Here is a 14,922-nt window from a genome sequence, read left to right on the forward strand (position 1 = left end):
CGCCGGGCAACGCCGGCGCCGCGATGGGCGACGGCGCTGGGGCGCTAGCGCAGCACGGTGTCGGCCACCAGTTCCAGCCCGCTGGCCGGCACGTCGGTTTCCACCGGCGTGCCGCCCACGTCGCCGGGCTGCGGCATCGCCGTGCCCGAGCGGCTGACGCGGATTTCGACGCGCACGCGGCCGGCGCTGGACAACAGCGCCTGCGGCGACATGGCGTTGCTGTCGTCGAGCGTGAAGGCGCGCGGCAGGTCGGCGGCGCGCAGCCGCAACACGGCCAGCGGCATGCGCGAACCCGAGGCGGGGCGCGCCAGGATGAAGACGGTGTCGGTCGGTTGCACCTGGGCCATCAGGGCGGGGGCGATCCGAGCCTGGCCGCTGAGGCGGCCCGGGGCGGCGGCCTGGCTCGCCGGTGGCGTGCCGCCAGCCGATGCGACCGCGCGGGCCTGGGCGATGTTGGATTCGATCTGGCGCGCGGCCTCGGAATCCGGCGGCAGCAAGCTTTGCAGGCGCTGCCAGTATTCCAGCGCCTGGGCGGCGTCGCCGCGCCGCAGGGCCATCATGCCGGCCAGCGCCAGGGCCTTGGGCTGGTCGGGGTTGACCGCCAGCGCCTGTGCCACCGCCGCGATCGAGGCCGCGTCCGGCGCGCCCTGGTTGGCGGACAGCAGCGCGTCGGCCAGGTCGGCCAGCACCTGCGGCTGCGCCGGCGCCAGCCGCAGCACTTCGCGGTAGGCGGCGGCCGCGTCGGTGTAGCGGCCCAGGGTTTCGTAGGAGCGCGCCAGCGTGTACCAGCCATCGGCGTCATCCGGCGCGGCGCGCAGGCGCTGGGCCAGCGCGTTGATGGCCAGCGCCATGGCGTCGCCGTCGTCGCCGGCATGCGGTTCGGCGGCGCCGGCCGTGGCCACGGTGGCGGCGGCGCGCGGGTTGCCCAGGTGCTGATAGAGCAGGGCCGCCGCCAGCGGCACCGCCAGACTCAACAGGCAGGCGACGGCGATGCCGGCGCGCTGGCCCGCGGCCGACGGCGCCGCCGCGCCGCGCCGGGCCAGGTCCTGCAGCAGGTCGCGCTGCAGTTCCTCGTCGGCGCGCATGGCCGCGTCGGCGCTCAGGGCGCCATCGCGCTGGTCGCGCCGCAGCTGCTCGCGCTGCGCCAGGTAGAAGGCGCGCAGGCCGGCATCGGCCGCGTTGTCCTCGGCCGGCGGCGGACGGCGCAGCAGCGGCGGCACCAGGCACAGCAGGGTGGCCAGCAACAGTACCAGTACGGATAGCCAGAGCGCGGTCATGGGCCGCTATCCAGGTAGCGCGCCGCGCGGGCGCGTTCGTCGGCGGTCAGCGGCGGCCGGCTGCGGGGCCGCCGCGCCACGGTGCGCCACAGCACCGCGAAGCCCAGCGCCAGCAGCGCGAACGGACCCAGCCACAGCAGCCAGGTGATGGGCTTGAAAGGTGGTTCGTAGCGCACGAAATCACCGTAGCGGTCCTCGAAGAAACGCATGATCTGCGCGTCGCTGCGGCCCTCGGCCAGCTGGCTCCGGATCAGGTTGCGCATGTCGTGCGCCAGCGGCGCGTTGGATTCGGCCAGCGACTGGTTCTGGCACACCAGGCAGCGCAGGCCATGGGCCAGGTGCTCGGCGCGCTGCTCCAGCGCTGGCGGCAGCGGGGGCGACGGCACCTGGGCCCGGGCCGGCGCCAGCGACCCCAGCGCCAGCAGCAATGCCAGCAGCGGCGCGGCCAGGCCATGGCCCGGGCGGCGCCGCGGCGGCTGGCCGCCGTGACCCTCCTGGATGCCCGGCGATTGCGCCGGGCGCCAGGCCGGGGCGGGCGCGGGATGGCGGGACCGCGTCATCATTGCAGCGCCTCGATCATCGGTTGCAGCCGGGTGCGCCAGATATCCGGCGTGATCAGGCCCAACTGGCGGTAGCGGATGCGGCCGGCGCCGTCGATGACGAAGGTCTCGGGCACGCCGTAGACGCCGTATTCGATGCCGACGCGGCCGTCGACGTCGCTGGCGGACGCAATGTACGGATCGCCATGACGGCCCAGCCAGGCCAGCGCGTCCTCCGGCTTGTCCTTGTAGTTCAGGCCGTACAGCGGCACGTTGTGCCGCCGCGCCACCTCGCGCAGCACCGGCAGTTCCTCGCGGCAGGGCGCGCACCACGAGGCCCACACGTTCAGCAGCCAGACCTTGCCGCGCATCGCCTGCACGTCCAGCCGCTCGCCGGGCGCGTGCAGCAGCGGCAGGCCGATGGCGGGGGCGGGCTTGTCGATCATGGCCGAGGGCACGGCGCGCGGATCGCGCGACAGCCCCATGGCCAGGAACACCGCCATGGCGAGAAAGACCGCGAGCGGCACCAGGTATCGCAGCATCAGTAGCCCTCGCGCGGCGTGGCCGGCACGGCGCCGGCGCGGGGGTGGGCGGCCCGCGCTGCTTGCTGGCGGTAGCGCCTGTCGCCCGCGGCCAGCAGGCCGCCCAGCGCCATCAGCAGGCAGCCGGACCAGATCCACGCCATGAACGGCTTGACCTGGATGCGCACCGTCCAGGCGCTGCCGCCGGCCGGTTCGCCCAGGGCCACGAACAGGTCGCGGGTGAAGCCGCTGTCGATCGCGGCCTGGCTCAGCGGCATGTCCTGCACCGTGTAGAGGCGCTTCTCCGGATACAGCGTGGTGACGGGCCGGCCGTCGGCGCGGGTGACGCGGAATTCGGCGCGCTGCGCGCTGTAGTTGGGGCCGGTGGCCGGCGCCAGCGCGGCGAAGGTGAAGCGGTAGCCGCCGGCCTCCTGCACCGCGCCCAGGTCCAGCCGCAGTTCCTGCTTGACCTCGTAGCCGTTGGCCAGGGTGGCGCCGGCGATGAAGACGCCGATGCCGGCGTGCGCCAGCAGCATGCCGTACCAGGCGCGCGGCTGGCGCCCCAGGCGCCGCAGCCAGTGGCCGTCGCCGTCGGTCAGGCGCTGCCAGGCATGGGCGGCCGCGCTGGCGATCGACCAGGCCGCCAGCCACAGGCCCAGGATCACCAGCGGCGAGCCCAGCCGCGCCGGACCCGGCATGGCCAGCGGCAGCAGCACCGCCGTGGCCACGCTGACGCCGAAGGCGACGCGCAGCCGGCGGCCCAGGTCGGGCGCCTGCGCCTGCTTCCAGCGCGCCACCGGGCCGACGCCCATCAGGAAAATGGCCGGCGTCATCAGCGGCACGAAGACGGCCTCGAAGTAGGGCGGACCGATGGAGATCTTGCCCCAGTCCAGCACGTCCAGCACCACCGGGTACAGCGTGCCCAGCAGCACCGAGGCGGCCGCCACGGTCAGCACCACGTTGTTGGCCAGCAGCAGCGATTCGCGCGACAGCAGCGCGAAGCCGCCGCCCAGGCCGACCTTGGGCGCGCGCCAGGCGTACAGCGTGAGCGAGCCGCCCACCACCAGCGTCATGAAGCCCAGGATGTACAGGCCGCGTCCCGGATCGACCGCGAAGGCGTGGACCGAGGTCAGCACGCCCGAACGCACCAGGAAAGTCCCCAGCAGGCTGAGCGAGAACGCGCACAGGGCCAGCAGCACGGTCCAGCTGCGGAACGCGCCGCGCCGTTCGGTGACGATGAGCGAATGGATCAGCGCGGTGCCCGCCAGCCACGGCATGAAGGAGGCGTTTTCGACCGGGTCCCAGAACCACCAGCCGCCCCAGCCCAGCACGTAGTAGGCCCAGGCGCTGCCCAGCAGGATGCCGAGGGTCAGGAAGGTCCAGGCCGCCAGCGTCCACGGCCGCACCCAGCGCGCCCACAGCGCGTCCAGTTCGCCGGACAGCAGCGCGGCGATGGCGAAGGCGAAGGCGACCGAGAAGCCGACGTAGCCCATGTACAGCATGGGCGGATGCACGATCATGCCCGGGTCCTGCAGCAGCGGGTTGAGGTCGCGGCCGGCCATGGCCGGCGGCATCAGGCGCTCGAAGGGGTTGGACAGGAACAGCAGGAACAGCAGGAAGCCGGCGCTGATCCAGCCCATCACCGCCAGCACCCGGGCGACGAAGGCCAGCGGCAGGCGCCCGCTGCGCAGCGCCACCGCCAGGGTCCAGGCGCTGAGCAGATACAGCCACAGCAGCAGCGAGCCTTCGTGGCCGCCCCAGACGGCGGCGAAGCGGTAGGCGGCGGGCAGGTCGGCATGCGAATTGGCGGCCACGTACAGCACCGAATAGTCGTTTTTCAGGAATGACCAGGCCAGGCAGCCGATGGCCACCGTGGCCAGGCCGAACTGCGCCACGGCGGCGGGCCGCGCCACCGCCATGCCGGGCCGCCAGCCGGTGGCCGCGCCGACCAGCGGCAGCGTGCCCTGCGCCAGCGCCGCCAGCAGCGCCAGGATCAGGCTGAAGAGGCCGATCTCCGGGATCATCGCGCGTCCGCCCGCGCCGTGTTGGCGGTGGCGCCGGCGGCGGCGCGCTTGAGCGCGTCGGCGGCTTCGGGCGGCATGTAGTTCTCGTCGTGCTTGGCCAGCACCTCGGAGGCATGGAACACGCCGTCGGCGTCGAGCTTGCCGGCGGCCACCACGCCCTTGCCCTCGCGGAACAGGTCGGGCAGCAGGCCCTGGTAGGTCACGGGCACGGCGTGCGCGGTGTCGGTGACGATGAAGCGCAGCTTCAGGCCGTCGCGCTGCACCGAGCCTTCCTGCACCAGGCCGCCGACGCGAAAGCTGCCATGGGTCGGCGCCTCGCGCGCCGCCACCTGGGTCGGCGTGAAGAAGAACACCAGGTTCGATTGCAGCGCGTTGAGCACCAGCGCGACGGCCGCGGCCAGCAGGCCCAGGCCGCCCAGCAGCGCCAGGACGCGGCGCCGGCGCGGGCTCATCGGCCGTCCCCGGCGCGCAGCCGGGCGGCGCGGCGGCGGGCCCGCGCCCGGCGCCACAGCGAGCCGGCCTCCCAGCCGATCAGCGCCAGCGTCACGCCATAGGCGCCCAGCAGATAGGGGCCGTGGCCCTGCAGCGAGAACAGCGTGTCCCAGCTCATCGGCGCTCCCGGGCGGGTTCGGTGGCGGCCGGTTCGCGTTCGGCGATGATGCCGCGCACCCGCGCCAGCGACGCGGCCGCGCTGTACAGCCAGAACGCGATCACCATCAGCAGCATCGCCGCCAGCATGACGCGCGCCATGCTGGGCGCGGTGGTCAGGTTGATCGAGGCGCCCTGGTGCAGCGTGCTCCACCAGCGCACCGAGAAATAGATAATGGGCACGTTGACCACGCCGGCCAGCAGCAGGATGGCGCCGCCGCGGTCGCCGCGGCGCGGATCGTCGCTGGCCGCCTGCAGCGCCATGAAGCCCAGGTACAGGAACAGCAGGATCAGCTCCGAGGTCAGGCGCGCGTCCCACACCCACCAGGCGCCCCAGGTCGGCTTGCCCCACAGCGCGCCGGTCCACAGCGTCAGGAAGGTGAACAGCGCGCCAGTGGGCGCCAACGCCCGCATCATCATGAACGACAGCCGCGTCTGCAGGATCAGCCCGAGCGCGGCGTACAGCGCCATCACCAGGTACAGGAACATCGACATCCAGGCCGCCGCCACGTGGATGAAGAGGATGCGGTAGACCTCGCCCTGCTGGCTGTCGACCGGGGCCTTGACCAGGCCCACGTAGAGCCCGGCGGCGGCGAACAGCGCCGCGGCCAGCGCCAGCCACGGGATCAGCCGGCCGGCCAGCGGATAGAAGCGTTGTGGCGCGGCGTAGCGCAGCCAGCCCGGGCGCGCGGGCGGGGTCGGCAGCAGGGTGAGATGCGGGGGCGAGTGCATGATGGCCGGTCCTCAGTCCAGCGCCACGCGCAGCGCGGCCGAGGCGCTCCACGGGCAGAGCAGCAGCGCCAGGCACAGGCCGGCGCCCAGCAACGACAATTGCGGGCCGGCGCCCAAGCCGGCATGCACCGCCGCCACCGCGCCGCTGCCGAAGATCAGCACCGGCACGTACAGCGGCAGCACCAGCAGCGGCAGCAGCGCGCCGCCGCGCAGGCCCAGGGTCAGCGCCCCGCCCAGTCCGCCGATCAGCGCCAGCGTCGGCGTGCCCAGCAGCAGCGACAGCGCCAGCACGCCGATGGCGCCCGGCGTCAGGCCGAACTGCAGCGCCAGCACCGGGCTGGCCAGGATCAGCGGCAGGCAGCTGCTGAACCAGTGCGCGGCCAGCTTGGTGGCCACCAGCAGGGGCAGGGGATGGGGCGACACCAGCAACTGTTCCAGCGCGCCGTTGTCGTAGTCCTGGGCGAAGGGGCGCTGCAGCGTCAGCAGGATGCCGAGCAGGGCGCAGACCCACAGCACGCCGGGGCCGATGGCGGCCAGCAGCGCAGGGTCGGGGCCGATGGCCAGCGGGAACAGCGAGCCCGCCACCACGAAGAACAGCGTCGCGCCCAGCGTTTCCGCCGGCCGCCGCCAGGCCAGCCGCAGTTCACGGCGCGCCAACTGCCACAGCGTTGCCAGCATCGGCGTAGTCATCCATGTCCAGGGTTTGCATATCGGCGAAGGCCAGGCCGGGCGGGCGGTGCGAGGCCACCACGGCCAGGCCGCCGCCGGCCAGGTGCGCGGCCAGCGCCTGGTCCAGCAGGTCGAGGCTGGCGGCATCGAGCCCCGCGTCGGGTTCATCCAGCAGCCACAGCGGCTTGCCCGCCAGCACCGTGGCCGCCAGCGCCAGCCGCCGGCCCTGGCCCTGCGACAGCCGCGCCGCCGGCTGGTCGGCGCAGGCTTCCAGGCGCCAGGCGCGCAGGGCCGGCCCGGTGTCGATGGCGGGCGCGCCGGCGATCGCCAGCGCATAGCGCAGGTTGTCGGCCGCGCTCAGCTCGCCGCACAGGCCGTTGCCGTGCGACAGGAAGGCCATCCGCGCGTGATAGGCGGCGGGGTCGCGGCGGATGTCGCGGCCGCGCCATTGCACGCCGCCGGCCAGCGGCCGCAGCAGGCCGGCCAGCATGCGCAGCAGGCTGGTCTTGCCGCTGCCGTTGGCGCCGCGCACCCGCAGCAGCTGGCCCGGGGCCAGCGCCAGGTCGATCGGGGCCGCCGCGCCACGTCGGCCGATCAGGCCGACCGCGCGCAGGCCCGCGTCCGCCGTGGCGTTGGCGCTGTCCGTCCCGGCGCCGGCGCTGTCCGCCGCGGCGCCGGCCAGGGCGGCGAAGGGCGGCTCAACGGGCCGCATGGGGGCCGTCCGGGCCGTTCAGGCCGGGCACCGACGACAGTTCGCCGGGCGGGATGTTGGGCAGCTTGTGGGCGATGCCCTTGTGGCAGTCGATGCAGGTCTTGCTCTTGTCGGCCAGGTAGGTCGAGTGCATGTTCTGCGCGCGCACGCTCTGGCGCGTGAAATCCATGTAGTCGTAGTTGTGGCAGTTGCGGCATTCCAGCGAATCGTTGGCCTTGAAGCGGGCCCATTCGTGCCTGGCCAGTTCCAGCCGCTTGTCGACGAACTTCTCGCGCGTGTCGATGGTGCCGAAGATCTTGCCCCAGACCTCCTTGGAGGCCTGCATCTTGCGGGCGATCTTGTCGGTCCAGTTGTGTGGCACGTGGCAGTCCGAGCACAGCGCGCGCACGCCGGAACGGTTTGTGAAGTGGATGGTGCCTTTCAGTTCGGCGTAGACGTTGTCGCGCATCTCGTGGCAGCCGGTGCAGAACTTCTCGGTGTTGGTGAACTCCATGGCGGTGTTGAAGGCGCCCCAGAACAGGATGCCGCCGATGAAGCCGCCCACCGTCAGGAAACCCAGGCTGAAGTGCACGCTGGGCCGGCGGATGATGTTCCAGTAGCGCTTGATGAGTTTGACCATGGCGGTTCCCCGTGCCTTACTTCTTGTCGGACGCCGGGGCGGAGAGGCGCTTGAGGATCACGTCGATGTCCTGGTAGGTGTTGGACACCAGCGGCTTGGCCTCGGCCTGCGGCACATGGCATTGCACGCAGAAATAGCGCCGTGGCGAGACCTCGGCCAGCACGTTGCTGTCGCGGTCCATGTAGTGGGTCACGCTCAGCGGCGGCGCCTGGGTCTCCTCGGTGTTGACGCGGGCGTGGCAGGCCAGGCAGCGGTTGAAGTTCTTGTCGATCTGGTAGCCGTCGATGCTGTGCGGGATGGTGGGCGGCTGCATCGAATAGGTGCGCATCCGCTTGATGTCCTTGTTCTCGATCGGACTGATCAGCGGCGGGTCGGTCTCGTCGGCGATGGGCGTGGGGCCGCGCATCGGGTCTTGCACCTCGAACGGCGGCGCGGCCCAGGCCGCGATGCTACAGGCTGCGCACAATACGAAAGCGAGAGCGCGTCGGTTCATGGCTGTCTCCGGTGCGCGCGTCAGACCTTGACGATCTTGACCGCGCACTTCTTGAAGTCGGTCTGGAACGAGATCGGGTCGGTGGCGTCCAGCGTGACCTTGTTGATCAGCTGGCCGGCATCGAACCACGGCACGAACACCAGCCCGCGCGGCGGCTTGTCGCGCCCGCGGGTCTCCAGCCGGGTGCGCATCCTGCCGCGCCGCGAGATGATCTCGACCTCGACCCCGCGCCGCAGGCCCATGGCCTGCGCGTCATCGGGGTGCATGAAACAGACCGCGTTGGGAAAGGCCCGGTACAGCTCCGGCACCCGCCGCGTCATGGAGCCGGAATGCCAGTGCTCCAGAATCCGTCCGGTCGACAGCCAGAACGGATACTCCTGGTCCGGCGACTCCGGCGGCGGCTCGTAGGGCAGGGCGTAGATGATGGCGCGGCCGTCCGGGTTGCCGTAGAACTCGAAGCCGGCGCCCGGCTTCACGTACGGGTCGCTGCCCTCGCGATAGCGCCACAGCGTTTCCTTGCCCTTGACCACCGGCCAGCGCAGGCCGCGCACCTCGTGATACGTGTCGAACGGCGCCAGGTCATGGCCGTGGCCACGGCCGAACTCGGCGTATTCCTCGAACAGGCCCTTCTGCGCATAGAAGCCGAAGGCCTCGGCCTCCTGGTTGGCGTAGTCCTTGTCGCGGTCGGTATTCGGATAGCGGTTGACCTTGCCGTTGGCGAACAGCACGTCGAACAGCGTCTTGCCGCGGTACTCGGGCTTCTTGGCCAGGAGGTCGGCCGGCCACACTTCCTCGACCTTGAAGCGCTTGGAGAACTCCATCAGCTGCCACAGGTCCGAGCGCGCCTGGCCCGGCGCGTTGACCAGCTGGTGCCAGAACTGCGTGCGGCGCTCGGCGTTGCCGTAGGCGCCTTCCTTCTCCACCCACATCGCCGCCGGCAGGATCAGGTCGGCCGAGATGGTGGTGACGGTCGGGTAGGCGTCGGACACGACGATGAAGTTGTCCGGATTGCGGTAGCCCGGCAGCCCCTCGTTCATCAGGTTGGCGGCCGCCTGCATGTTGTTGTTGACCATCACCCAGTAGGCGTTGATCTTGCCGTCTTTCAGCATGCGGTTCTGCAGCACCGCGTGCGCGCCGACCTTCTCGGGGATGGTGCCGGCCGGCAACTGCCAGATGTCCTCGGCGTGGGCGCGGTGCTTGGGATTGGTCACCACCAGGTCGGCCGGCAGCCGGTGCGAGAACGTGCCGACTTCGCGCGCCGTGCCACAGGCCGAGGGCTGCCCGGTCAGCGAGAACGGGCTGTTGCCCGGCGTCGAGATCTTGCCCGTCAGCAGGTGGATGTTGTAGACCATGTTGTTGGCCCACACCCCGCGCGTGTGCTGGTTGAAGCCCATGGTCCAGAACGAGGTCACCCGCAGCTTGGGGTCGGCGTACAGCTCGGCCAGGTCTTCCAGCTGTTTCTTCGGCACGCCCGTCAGCTTGGCGGTGTAGTCCAGGTCGTAGCGCGACACGAACCTGGCGAATTCGTCGAACGTCATCGGCTTGGAGCCGCCGGCATCGCCGGCGTTCTTGGCCGCCTTCTGCAGCGGATGGTCGGGCCGCAGGCCATAGCCGATGTCGGTGTTGCCCTCGCGGAACACCGTGTGCTTGTCGACGAACTCGCGGTTCACGCGCTTGGTCTGGATGATGTGGTTGGCGATGTAGTTCAGGATCGCCAGGTCGGTCTGCGGCGTGAAGGTCAGCGTCAGGTCGGCCAGCTCGTACGAGCGGTGCTCGAAGGTCGACAGCACCGCCACCTTCGTCTTGGGCGCCGACAGGCGCCGGTCGGTGACGCGGGTCCACAGGATCGGATGCATCTCCGCCATGTTCGAGCCCCACAGCACGAACACGTCGGCGTTCTCGATGTCGTCATAACAGCCCATCGGCTCATCGGCGCCGAAAGTGCGCATGAACCCCACCGCCGCCGACGCCATGCAGTGGCGCGCGTTCGGATCCAGGTTGTTGGAGCGGAACCCCGCCTTCATCAGCTTGAGCGCGGCGTAGCCTTCCCACACCGTCCACTGGCCCGAGCCGAACATGCCGACCGCCTCCGGCCCCTTGTCCTTGAGCACGCGCTTGAACTGCTCGGCCATCACGTCGAAGGCCTGGTCCCACGACACCGGCGCGAACTCGCCATCCTTGGCGTACTTGCCGTCCTTCATGCGCAACAGCGGCGTCGTCAGCCGGTCGTTGCCATACATGATCTTCGACAGGAAATAGCCCTTGACGCAGTTCAGCCCCTTGTTGACCTCGGCATTGAAGTCGCCATGCGTGGCCACCACCTGGTTGTCCTTGACCGCGACGTTCACGCCGCAACCGGTCCCGCAGAACCTACAGGGCGCCTTCGACCACTTGAGCTTGGCCGCCTCCGACTCCGTCACGATGTTCTGCGTGTAGCCCACCACCGGAATCCCCGCCACCGTGGCGGCCGCGGCGGCGGCGGACTGCTTGATGAACTCCCTACGGGCCATTGCCATCGTCGATCTCCTCGTTCATCGCGGCCAGCGTGTCGGCGTGCTGGTACACCAGCGCCGATGCCAGCACGCCATCCAGGCGCTGGATCTGCGAGATCCGCGCCATCATGTCGTCAGTGGAGGGGGCTTCCAGCGTCACCACCAGCTTGCCGGTCTCGGACGCGCCATGGATCTCGGCGCCCGCGATCGCGAGCACCGCGCGGCGCACCTCGTCCAGCCGACGCGGCGTCGCATGCACGACCAGGCTGGCGATATGCAATTCAGGGGAAACCGGCGCAGCGGCCGGGGGGGAAGGATGCGCGGACATGGGGGCGGTTCCGTCGGTACGCATCAGCTGCCCGGAGGACCGGCAAACAACTGATAGAACCAGACAATGAAACCGTAGCCCGCGACGATGATCACCGTAAGAACGGGGGCCATGACCGCCGTCAGGAACAGAAAACTGCGCAGCTCCTGCGGCTTCGTGTAGCCATCAGACTCGTTTGACACACACCACCTCACCAGACAGTCGGGGTATTGCGTTTAACGTGCGGATGTCGAAGTTTTTAGCAGATGCCTTTTCAACACGCAATGTTGCAGCACAGCGCAAAACCCCGCGCCGCCGCTATGTACTTATATATATTGCGCAACCCAGGCAAGAAAGAAACACCCCCCTAAAAACACCCCGGCACAAGCCACCGCACAAGTCACCGAACAAGCCACCGAACAAGCCACCGCGCAAGCCACCGCGCAAGTCACCGCGTAAGTCAGCGTGTAAGTCACCGAGGGCCGCGCAGGGCGGCCCTCGATGACGGGCAATACAAAGTCTTCCAACAAAAAAAATCCCGCCAAAAGAACGCCAGGATCCCCCGTCGTCCCAGCTCCCCAAGGCCAGCAAGAACTGTAGCCAGGGGCGTCGGCCCCCCGGCGGGCGCGGCCGTCCAGGGGGTGCCCGGCGGAATCCGAAGGCAGGCGCCGCAGGCGCCAACGAGGATGAGCGCGGGGCAGTCCGGCCCCCGCGGGCCGGACCACCCCCGGAGGCCGCGCCCGCCGGGGGGCCGACGCCCCTGGCGGCCCAAGCAAATTGCCCAGAGCGAGCAATTAAAGACGAGCAATCAAAGACGAGCAATCAAAAACGAGCAATCAAACGCAGACAATCAACGACGGCCAATCAAAGCCAGGCAAATCATGACCGGCGACCAACGCCCAACAACCGCGGAACGACTCCGCCGGCCAACCGCGACCGTTAGGCAACCGCCCCATAGATCCGCCGCGCCTGCGCAGCATCCGCCACCGGCCGCCCCAAAGCAATCGCCCCTTCCACCGCCTGCCGCACCAACTCCCCATTCCCCGAAGCCACCGAACCATCCCGCAGCTTCAAATTATTCTCGAACCCCACCCGCATATGCCCCCCGAACGCCGCCGCCGTCGTCACGCAGGCATTCTCCTGCGCCCCGAACGCGCACACCGCCCAGGGCAGCGAATGGTCATAGGCCGCCAGGAACGGCAGCAGGTCATAGGCCGACGACGTCTGCCCCACGCTGTAGCGCCCCAGCACGAACAGCACCGACCACGCGCCCGGCGGCACCAGCCCGCGCGCGCGCAGTGACAGCCAGCGCCGCACATCGCCCTCGTCGTACAGGATGATCTGCGTCATGATGCGGCGCTCGGCCACCCAGGCCAGGAACGCCGCCAGCTCGGCCTCCGCGATCTCCGGCACCGCGATCTCGCGCAGCCCGATCGACACCGCCTCCGGCTGCAGCTCGCGCACCAGCGCCATCTGCTCGGCCGCCTGGTACACGCCCGCCGCTTCGCTCGTCACCTGCACCAGCAGCTCGTCGCCCACCGCGCGCCGCACCGCCGCCAGCGCGTCGCGGTAGGCCTGCGCGTCCAGCAGATGGCTGCCGTCCGGCTTGCGCACGTGCATGTGCATCATCGCCGCGCCCGCGTCCAGGCAGGCGCGGGCCTCCAGCGCCAGGGCCTCGGCCGTCAGCGGCACGGCCGGGTGGTCGGCGGCTTTCTTGTAGGCGCCGTTGGGCGCCACCGTCACGATGACGGGCGACTCGGCCAGGGCCGGACGGGGAATGTTCACGGCGTTCACGGCTGGATCTCCGGCAGTTCCGGCGCGATCAGGTCCAGGCCCGCGCGCAACAGGCGGTCATAGCGCGCGCGCTCGGCGGCGATGGTTTCCGGCGTCCAGGCATAGAAGCCTTCGCCCGCCTTCATGCCGTAGCGGCCGTCGGCGGCGCGCTCGGTCAGGCAGCGCGCCGGATGGTCGTCATTGCAGAACGTCGGGTACATGGTCGCGCCCGCCGCCGCGTGCACGTCGATGCCGGCGTGGTCGCGCTGCATCACCGGCCCGGCCGCCAGGAAGCGGAAACCGAAACCGAAACGCACCGCCGCGTCCACGTCCTCGGGCGAGGCGATGCCGCGGTCGATCAGGTTGAAGGCCTCGCGCGACAGCGCGTGCTGCAGGCGGTTGGCCAGGAAACCCGGCAGGTCCTGGCGCACCTTCACCGGCACGCTGCCGCAGCGGCGCATGAAGGCGATCAGCGCGTCGGCGCGGGCCTCGTCGCTGGTCTCGGCCATCACCACCTCGACCAGCGGCACCAGGTGAGCCGGCATGAAGAAGTGCAGGCCCAGCATGCGTTCGCGCGTGGCCAGCCCCTGGCCAATGGCGCTGATCGGGAAACTGGAACTGTTGCTCGCCAGGATGGCGTCGGGCCGCGCGCGTTGCACCAGTTCCGCAAACAGCGCCTGCTTGATGTCGAGCCGTTCCGGCACGCACTCGATCACCAGGTCGACGCTGGCCCAGTCCACCTGATCCAGGCTGGCGGCCGTGGCCAGTTGCGCCACCTGGGCCTCGCGGCCGATGGTCTTGAGATTGTCGGCCACGCGCGCCGGCAGGGCGGCCGCGCGCGCCGCGTCCGGCTCGATCACCGTCGTGCGGCAGGCGGCGCGCGTCAGCACCACCGCCACGTCGGCGCCCATGGTGCCGCCGCCCACCACCACCGCATGCGCCGCGCCCGGATTGGGCAGGGCCTTCGCGTCCGTCTGCATGGTTTGCTCCTTGTTCTGAAACCGCTGTTGCATCTGCGTCTGTGTTTGCGTCTGTATCCGCGCGTGTGTCCGCGCTCGTGTCCGCGCTTGTGTCCAATTCGGCGCCGAGTGTAGAGAAGCTTGTTTGATTGATGAATCAGATTTTTTGGATAGAATGATCGACAAATCGGATCAATGGACAAGGCGCCCGGCGGCATGCAGATCAATCTCTCGATGCGCGATATCGACACCACCCTGGTGCTGGGCCGCACCCTTAACTTCCGCCAGGCGGCGGCGCAGCTGCACCTGTCGCAATCGGCGCTGTCGACGCAGATCCAGCGCATCGAGGACGCGCTGGGCGTGCGGCTGTTCGACCGCACCACCCGCACCGTGCGGCTGACGGCGGCGGGCGAGGTTTTCATGCAGCAGGCCGCGGCCCTGCAGGTGGCCTTTCGCGACGCCATCGCCGCGGTCAGCGGCATCGCCAGCGCCGAGCATGGCCAGGTGTCGGTGGCGGCGTTGCCGTCGCTGGCCGCGCGCCTGTTGCCGCGGGTGTTGATGGCCTATCGCCAGGCGCACCCGCAGGTGGCCCTGAAGGTGCGCGACACGCTGTCGGGACCGGCCTTCGACCTGGTGCGCGCCGGCGACGTGGACTTCGCGCTGACCGCCGCCGACCCGCAGCACGCCGACCTGCATTACCAGCCCTTGATGTCGGACAGTTTCCTGCTGCTGATCCCCGAGGCGCACCCGCTGGCGCGAGCCAGGGGGCCGCTGCGCTGGGCCGACACGGCCAGCGCAGCGCATGTGTCGATGGTGCACCCGAGCAGCGTGCGCCAGTACACCGAATGGGCCTTTCTGCAGAACCGCATCCGCTTCACGCCGGCCTTCGAGGCCGAGCACCTGACCACCATCGTGGCCATGGTGGAATGCGGCTTCGGGGTGGCGGCGCTGCCCGAGATCGCGGCGGGCGCCGTGGCGCAGAACGGCATCGTGCAGCGGCCGCTGATCGGCCCGGTGGCCGAACGCTCGATCGGGCTGGTGACGGCGCGCAACCGCAGCCTGCCGCCGGCCGCCGCGGCGCTGGTGGCGATGTTGCGGCAGTACCTGGCCGAAGAGGCCCGCTGAGGCCGTGACCTTGGCAAGGCAAGGCGGCCGCC

17 protein-coding genes are annotated in these 14,922 nt (G+C 70.4%); 1 reads left to right on the forward strand and 16 read right to left on the reverse strand.

Going from position 1 to position 14,922, the window contains the following annotated elements:
• Window positions 1-44 precede the first annotated feature (44 nt).
• From ccmI to AOZ53_RS17455, 16 genes are all read right to left on the reverse strand, one after another.
• The gene (ccmI, locus tag AOZ53_RS17380) at window positions 45-1,277 is read right to left on the reverse strand and encodes a c-type cytochrome biogenesis protein CcmI (RefSeq protein WP_054488696.1); all 1,233 of its coding nucleotides are present in this window, start codon (window positions 1,275-1,277) and stop codon (window positions 45-47) included.
• Window positions 1,274-1,840, reverse strand: coding sequence for a cytochrome c-type biogenesis protein (locus tag AOZ53_RS17385; protein WP_231690631.1), 567 nt, complete (start codon window positions 1,838-1,840; stop codon window positions 1,274-1,276). The genes ccmI and AOZ53_RS17385 overlap by 4 nt, the downstream gene beginning before the upstream one ends.
• Entirely contained in the window at window positions 1,837-2,358 is a 522-nt protein-coding gene (locus AOZ53_RS17390) for a DsbE family thiol:disulfide interchange protein (RefSeq protein ID WP_054475906.1), read from the reverse strand. Before AOZ53_RS17390 ends, AOZ53_RS17385 begins: the two co-directional genes overlap by 4 nt.
• Window positions 2,358-4,361 (reverse strand): heme lyase CcmF/NrfE family subunit, encoded by a 2,004-nt coding sequence (locus tag AOZ53_RS17395; protein WP_054488699.1) that lies wholly within the window; start codon window positions 4,359-4,361, stop codon window positions 2,358-2,360. Before AOZ53_RS17395 ends, AOZ53_RS17390 begins: the two co-directional genes overlap by 1 nt.
• Window positions 4,358-4,813 (reverse strand): cytochrome c maturation protein CcmE, encoded by a 456-nt coding sequence (gene ccmE / locus AOZ53_RS17400; protein ID WP_054432202.1) that lies wholly within the window; start codon window positions 4,811-4,813, stop codon window positions 4,358-4,360. Before ccmE ends, AOZ53_RS17395 begins: the two co-directional genes overlap by 4 nt.
• The gene (ccmD, locus tag AOZ53_RS17405; RefSeq protein ID WP_054432201.1) at window positions 4,810-4,971 is read right to left on the reverse strand and encodes a heme exporter protein CcmD; all 162 of its coding nucleotides are present in this window, start codon (window positions 4,969-4,971) and stop codon (window positions 4,810-4,812) included. Before ccmD ends, ccmE begins: the two co-directional genes overlap by 4 nt.
• Window positions 4,968-5,741 carry a heme ABC transporter permease CcmC gene (ccmC, locus tag AOZ53_RS17410; RefSeq protein ID WP_054432200.1) on the reverse strand — a complete coding sequence of 258 codons (774 nt, stop codon included), beginning with the start codon at window positions 5,739-5,741 and terminating at the stop codon, window positions 4,968-4,970. Before ccmC ends, ccmD begins: the two co-directional genes overlap by 4 nt.
• Before the next feature lie 12 nt (window positions 5,742-5,753).
• Complete coding sequence (gene ccmB / locus AOZ53_RS17415) at window positions 5,754-6,419, reverse strand: heme exporter protein CcmB (protein WP_054488701.1); 666 nt, start codon at window positions 6,417-6,419, stop codon at window positions 5,754-5,756.
• A complete protein-coding gene (gene ccmA / locus AOZ53_RS17420; RefSeq protein WP_082385669.1) occupies window positions 6,385-7,122 on the reverse strand; it encodes a heme ABC exporter ATP-binding protein CcmA in 738 nt (245 codons plus the stop codon). Before ccmA ends, ccmB begins: the two co-directional genes overlap by 35 nt.
• Entirely contained in the window at window positions 7,109-7,741 is a 633-nt protein-coding gene (locus tag AOZ53_RS17425; protein ID WP_054432198.1) for a cytochrome c3 family protein, read from the reverse strand. The genes ccmA and AOZ53_RS17425 overlap by 14 nt, the downstream gene beginning before the upstream one ends.
• Window positions 7,742-7,757: 16 nt before the next feature.
• Window positions 7,758-8,234: a nitrate reductase cytochrome c-type subunit gene (locus tag AOZ53_RS17430; RefSeq protein WP_054488702.1), complete on the reverse strand. Its 477-nt coding sequence runs from the start codon at window positions 8,232-8,234 to the stop codon at window positions 7,758-7,760.
• Window positions 8,235-8,254: 20 nt separating this feature from the next.
• Window positions 8,255-10,750 carry a periplasmic nitrate reductase subunit alpha gene (gene napA, locus AOZ53_RS17435; RefSeq protein WP_054432196.1) on the reverse strand — a complete coding sequence of 832 codons (2,496 nt, stop codon included), beginning with the start codon at window positions 10,748-10,750 and terminating at the stop codon, window positions 8,255-8,257.
• Window positions 10,734-11,054, reverse strand: a complete 321-nt coding sequence (locus AOZ53_RS17440) for a chaperone NapD (protein ID WP_054488704.1) — start codon at window positions 11,052-11,054, stop codon at window positions 10,734-10,736. Before AOZ53_RS17440 ends, napA begins: the two co-directional genes overlap by 17 nt.
• Before the next feature lie 23 nt (window positions 11,055-11,077).
• Window positions 11,078-11,236 (reverse strand): periplasmic nitrate reductase, NapE protein, encoded by a 159-nt coding sequence (napE, locus tag AOZ53_RS17445; RefSeq protein ID WP_054432195.1) that lies wholly within the window; start codon window positions 11,234-11,236, stop codon window positions 11,078-11,080.
• 736 nt (window positions 11,237-11,972) lie between these two features.
• Window positions 11,973-12,827 (reverse strand): beta-keto acid cleavage family enzyme, encoded by an 855-nt coding sequence (locus AOZ53_RS17450; RefSeq protein ID WP_054488706.1) that lies wholly within the window; start codon window positions 12,825-12,827, stop codon window positions 11,973-11,975.
• Window positions 12,824-13,786: a 3-hydroxyacyl-CoA dehydrogenase family protein gene (locus tag AOZ53_RS17455; RefSeq protein WP_054432258.1), complete on the reverse strand. Its 963-nt coding sequence runs from the start codon at window positions 13,784-13,786 to the stop codon at window positions 12,824-12,826. The genes AOZ53_RS17450 and AOZ53_RS17455 overlap by 4 nt, the downstream gene beginning before the upstream one ends.
• A 195-nt stretch (window positions 13,787-13,981) precedes the next feature.
• On the opposite strand from AOZ53_RS17455, the gene AOZ53_RS17460 reads away from it, so the two are divergent.
• On the forward strand, window positions 13,982-14,890 hold the full coding sequence (locus AOZ53_RS17460) for a LysR family transcriptional regulator (protein WP_054432257.1): 909 nt from the start codon (window positions 13,982-13,984) through the stop codon (window positions 14,888-14,890).
• The last annotated feature ends 32 nt before the right edge of the window (window positions 14,891-14,922 follow it).

The organism is Achromobacter sp. 2789STDY5608621, from assembly GCF_001299375.1.
Lineage (GTDB): Bacteria > Pseudomonadota > Gammaproteobacteria > Burkholderiales > Burkholderiaceae_B > Achromobacter > Achromobacter insuavis.

What these genes read in the sequence shown, in the direction of transcription:
- ccmI (WP_054488696.1), bottom strand. Translation starts at nt 1,277, where the DNA reads ATGACCGCGCTCTGGCTATCCGTACTGGTACTGTTGCTGGCCACCCTG.
- AOZ53_RS17385 (WP_231690631.1), bottom strand. Translation starts at nt 1,840, where the DNA reads ATGATGACGCGGTCCCGCCATCCCGCGCCCGCCCCGGCCTGGCGCCCG.
- AOZ53_RS17390 (WP_054475906.1), bottom strand. Translation starts at nt 2,358, where the DNA reads ATGCTGCGATACCTGGTGCCGCTCGCGGTCTTTCTCGCCATGGCGGTG.
- AOZ53_RS17395 (WP_054488699.1), bottom strand. Translation starts at nt 4,361, where the DNA reads ATGATCCCGGAGATCGGCCTCTTCAGCCTGATCCTGGCGCTGCTGGCG.
- ccmE (WP_054432202.1), bottom strand. Translation starts at nt 4,813, where the DNA reads ATGAGCCCGCGCCGGCGCCGCGTCCTGGCGCTGCTGGGCGGCCTGGGC.
- ccmD (WP_054432201.1), bottom strand. Translation starts at nt 4,971, where the DNA reads ATGAGCTGGGACACGCTGTTCTCGCTGCAGGGCCACGGCCCCTATCTG.
- ccmC (WP_054432200.1), bottom strand. Translation starts at nt 5,741, where the DNA reads ATGCACTCGCCCCCGCATCTCACCCTGCTGCCGACCCCGCCCGCGCGC.
- ccmB (WP_054488701.1), bottom strand. Translation starts at nt 6,419, where the DNA reads ATGCTGGCAACGCTGTGGCAGTTGGCGCGCCGTGAACTGCGGCTGGCC.
- ccmA (WP_082385669.1), bottom strand. Translation starts at nt 7,122, where the DNA reads ATGCGGCCCGTTGAGCCGCCCTTCGCCGCCCTGGCCGGCGCCGCGGCG.
- AOZ53_RS17425 (WP_054432198.1), bottom strand. Translation starts at nt 7,741, where the DNA reads ATGGTCAAACTCATCAAGCGCTACTGGAACATCATCCGCCGGCCCAGC.
- AOZ53_RS17430 (WP_054488702.1), bottom strand. Translation starts at nt 8,234, where the DNA reads ATGAACCGACGCGCTCTCGCTTTCGTATTGTGCGCAGCCTGTAGCATC.
- napA (WP_054432196.1), bottom strand. Translation starts at nt 10,750, where the DNA reads ATGGCAATGGCCCGTAGGGAGTTCATCAAGCAGTCCGCCGCCGCCGCG.
- AOZ53_RS17440 (WP_054488704.1), bottom strand. Translation starts at nt 11,054, where the DNA reads ATGTCCGCGCATCCTTCCCCCCCGGCCGCTGCGCCGGTTTCCCCTGAA.
- AOZ53_RS17455 (WP_054432258.1), bottom strand. Translation starts at nt 13,786, where the DNA reads ATGCAGACGGACGCGAAGGCCCTGCCCAATCCGGGCGCGGCGCATGCG.
- AOZ53_RS17460 (WP_054432257.1), top strand. Translation starts at nt 13,982, where the DNA reads ATGCAGATCAATCTCTCGATGCGCGATATCGACACCACCCTGGTGCTG.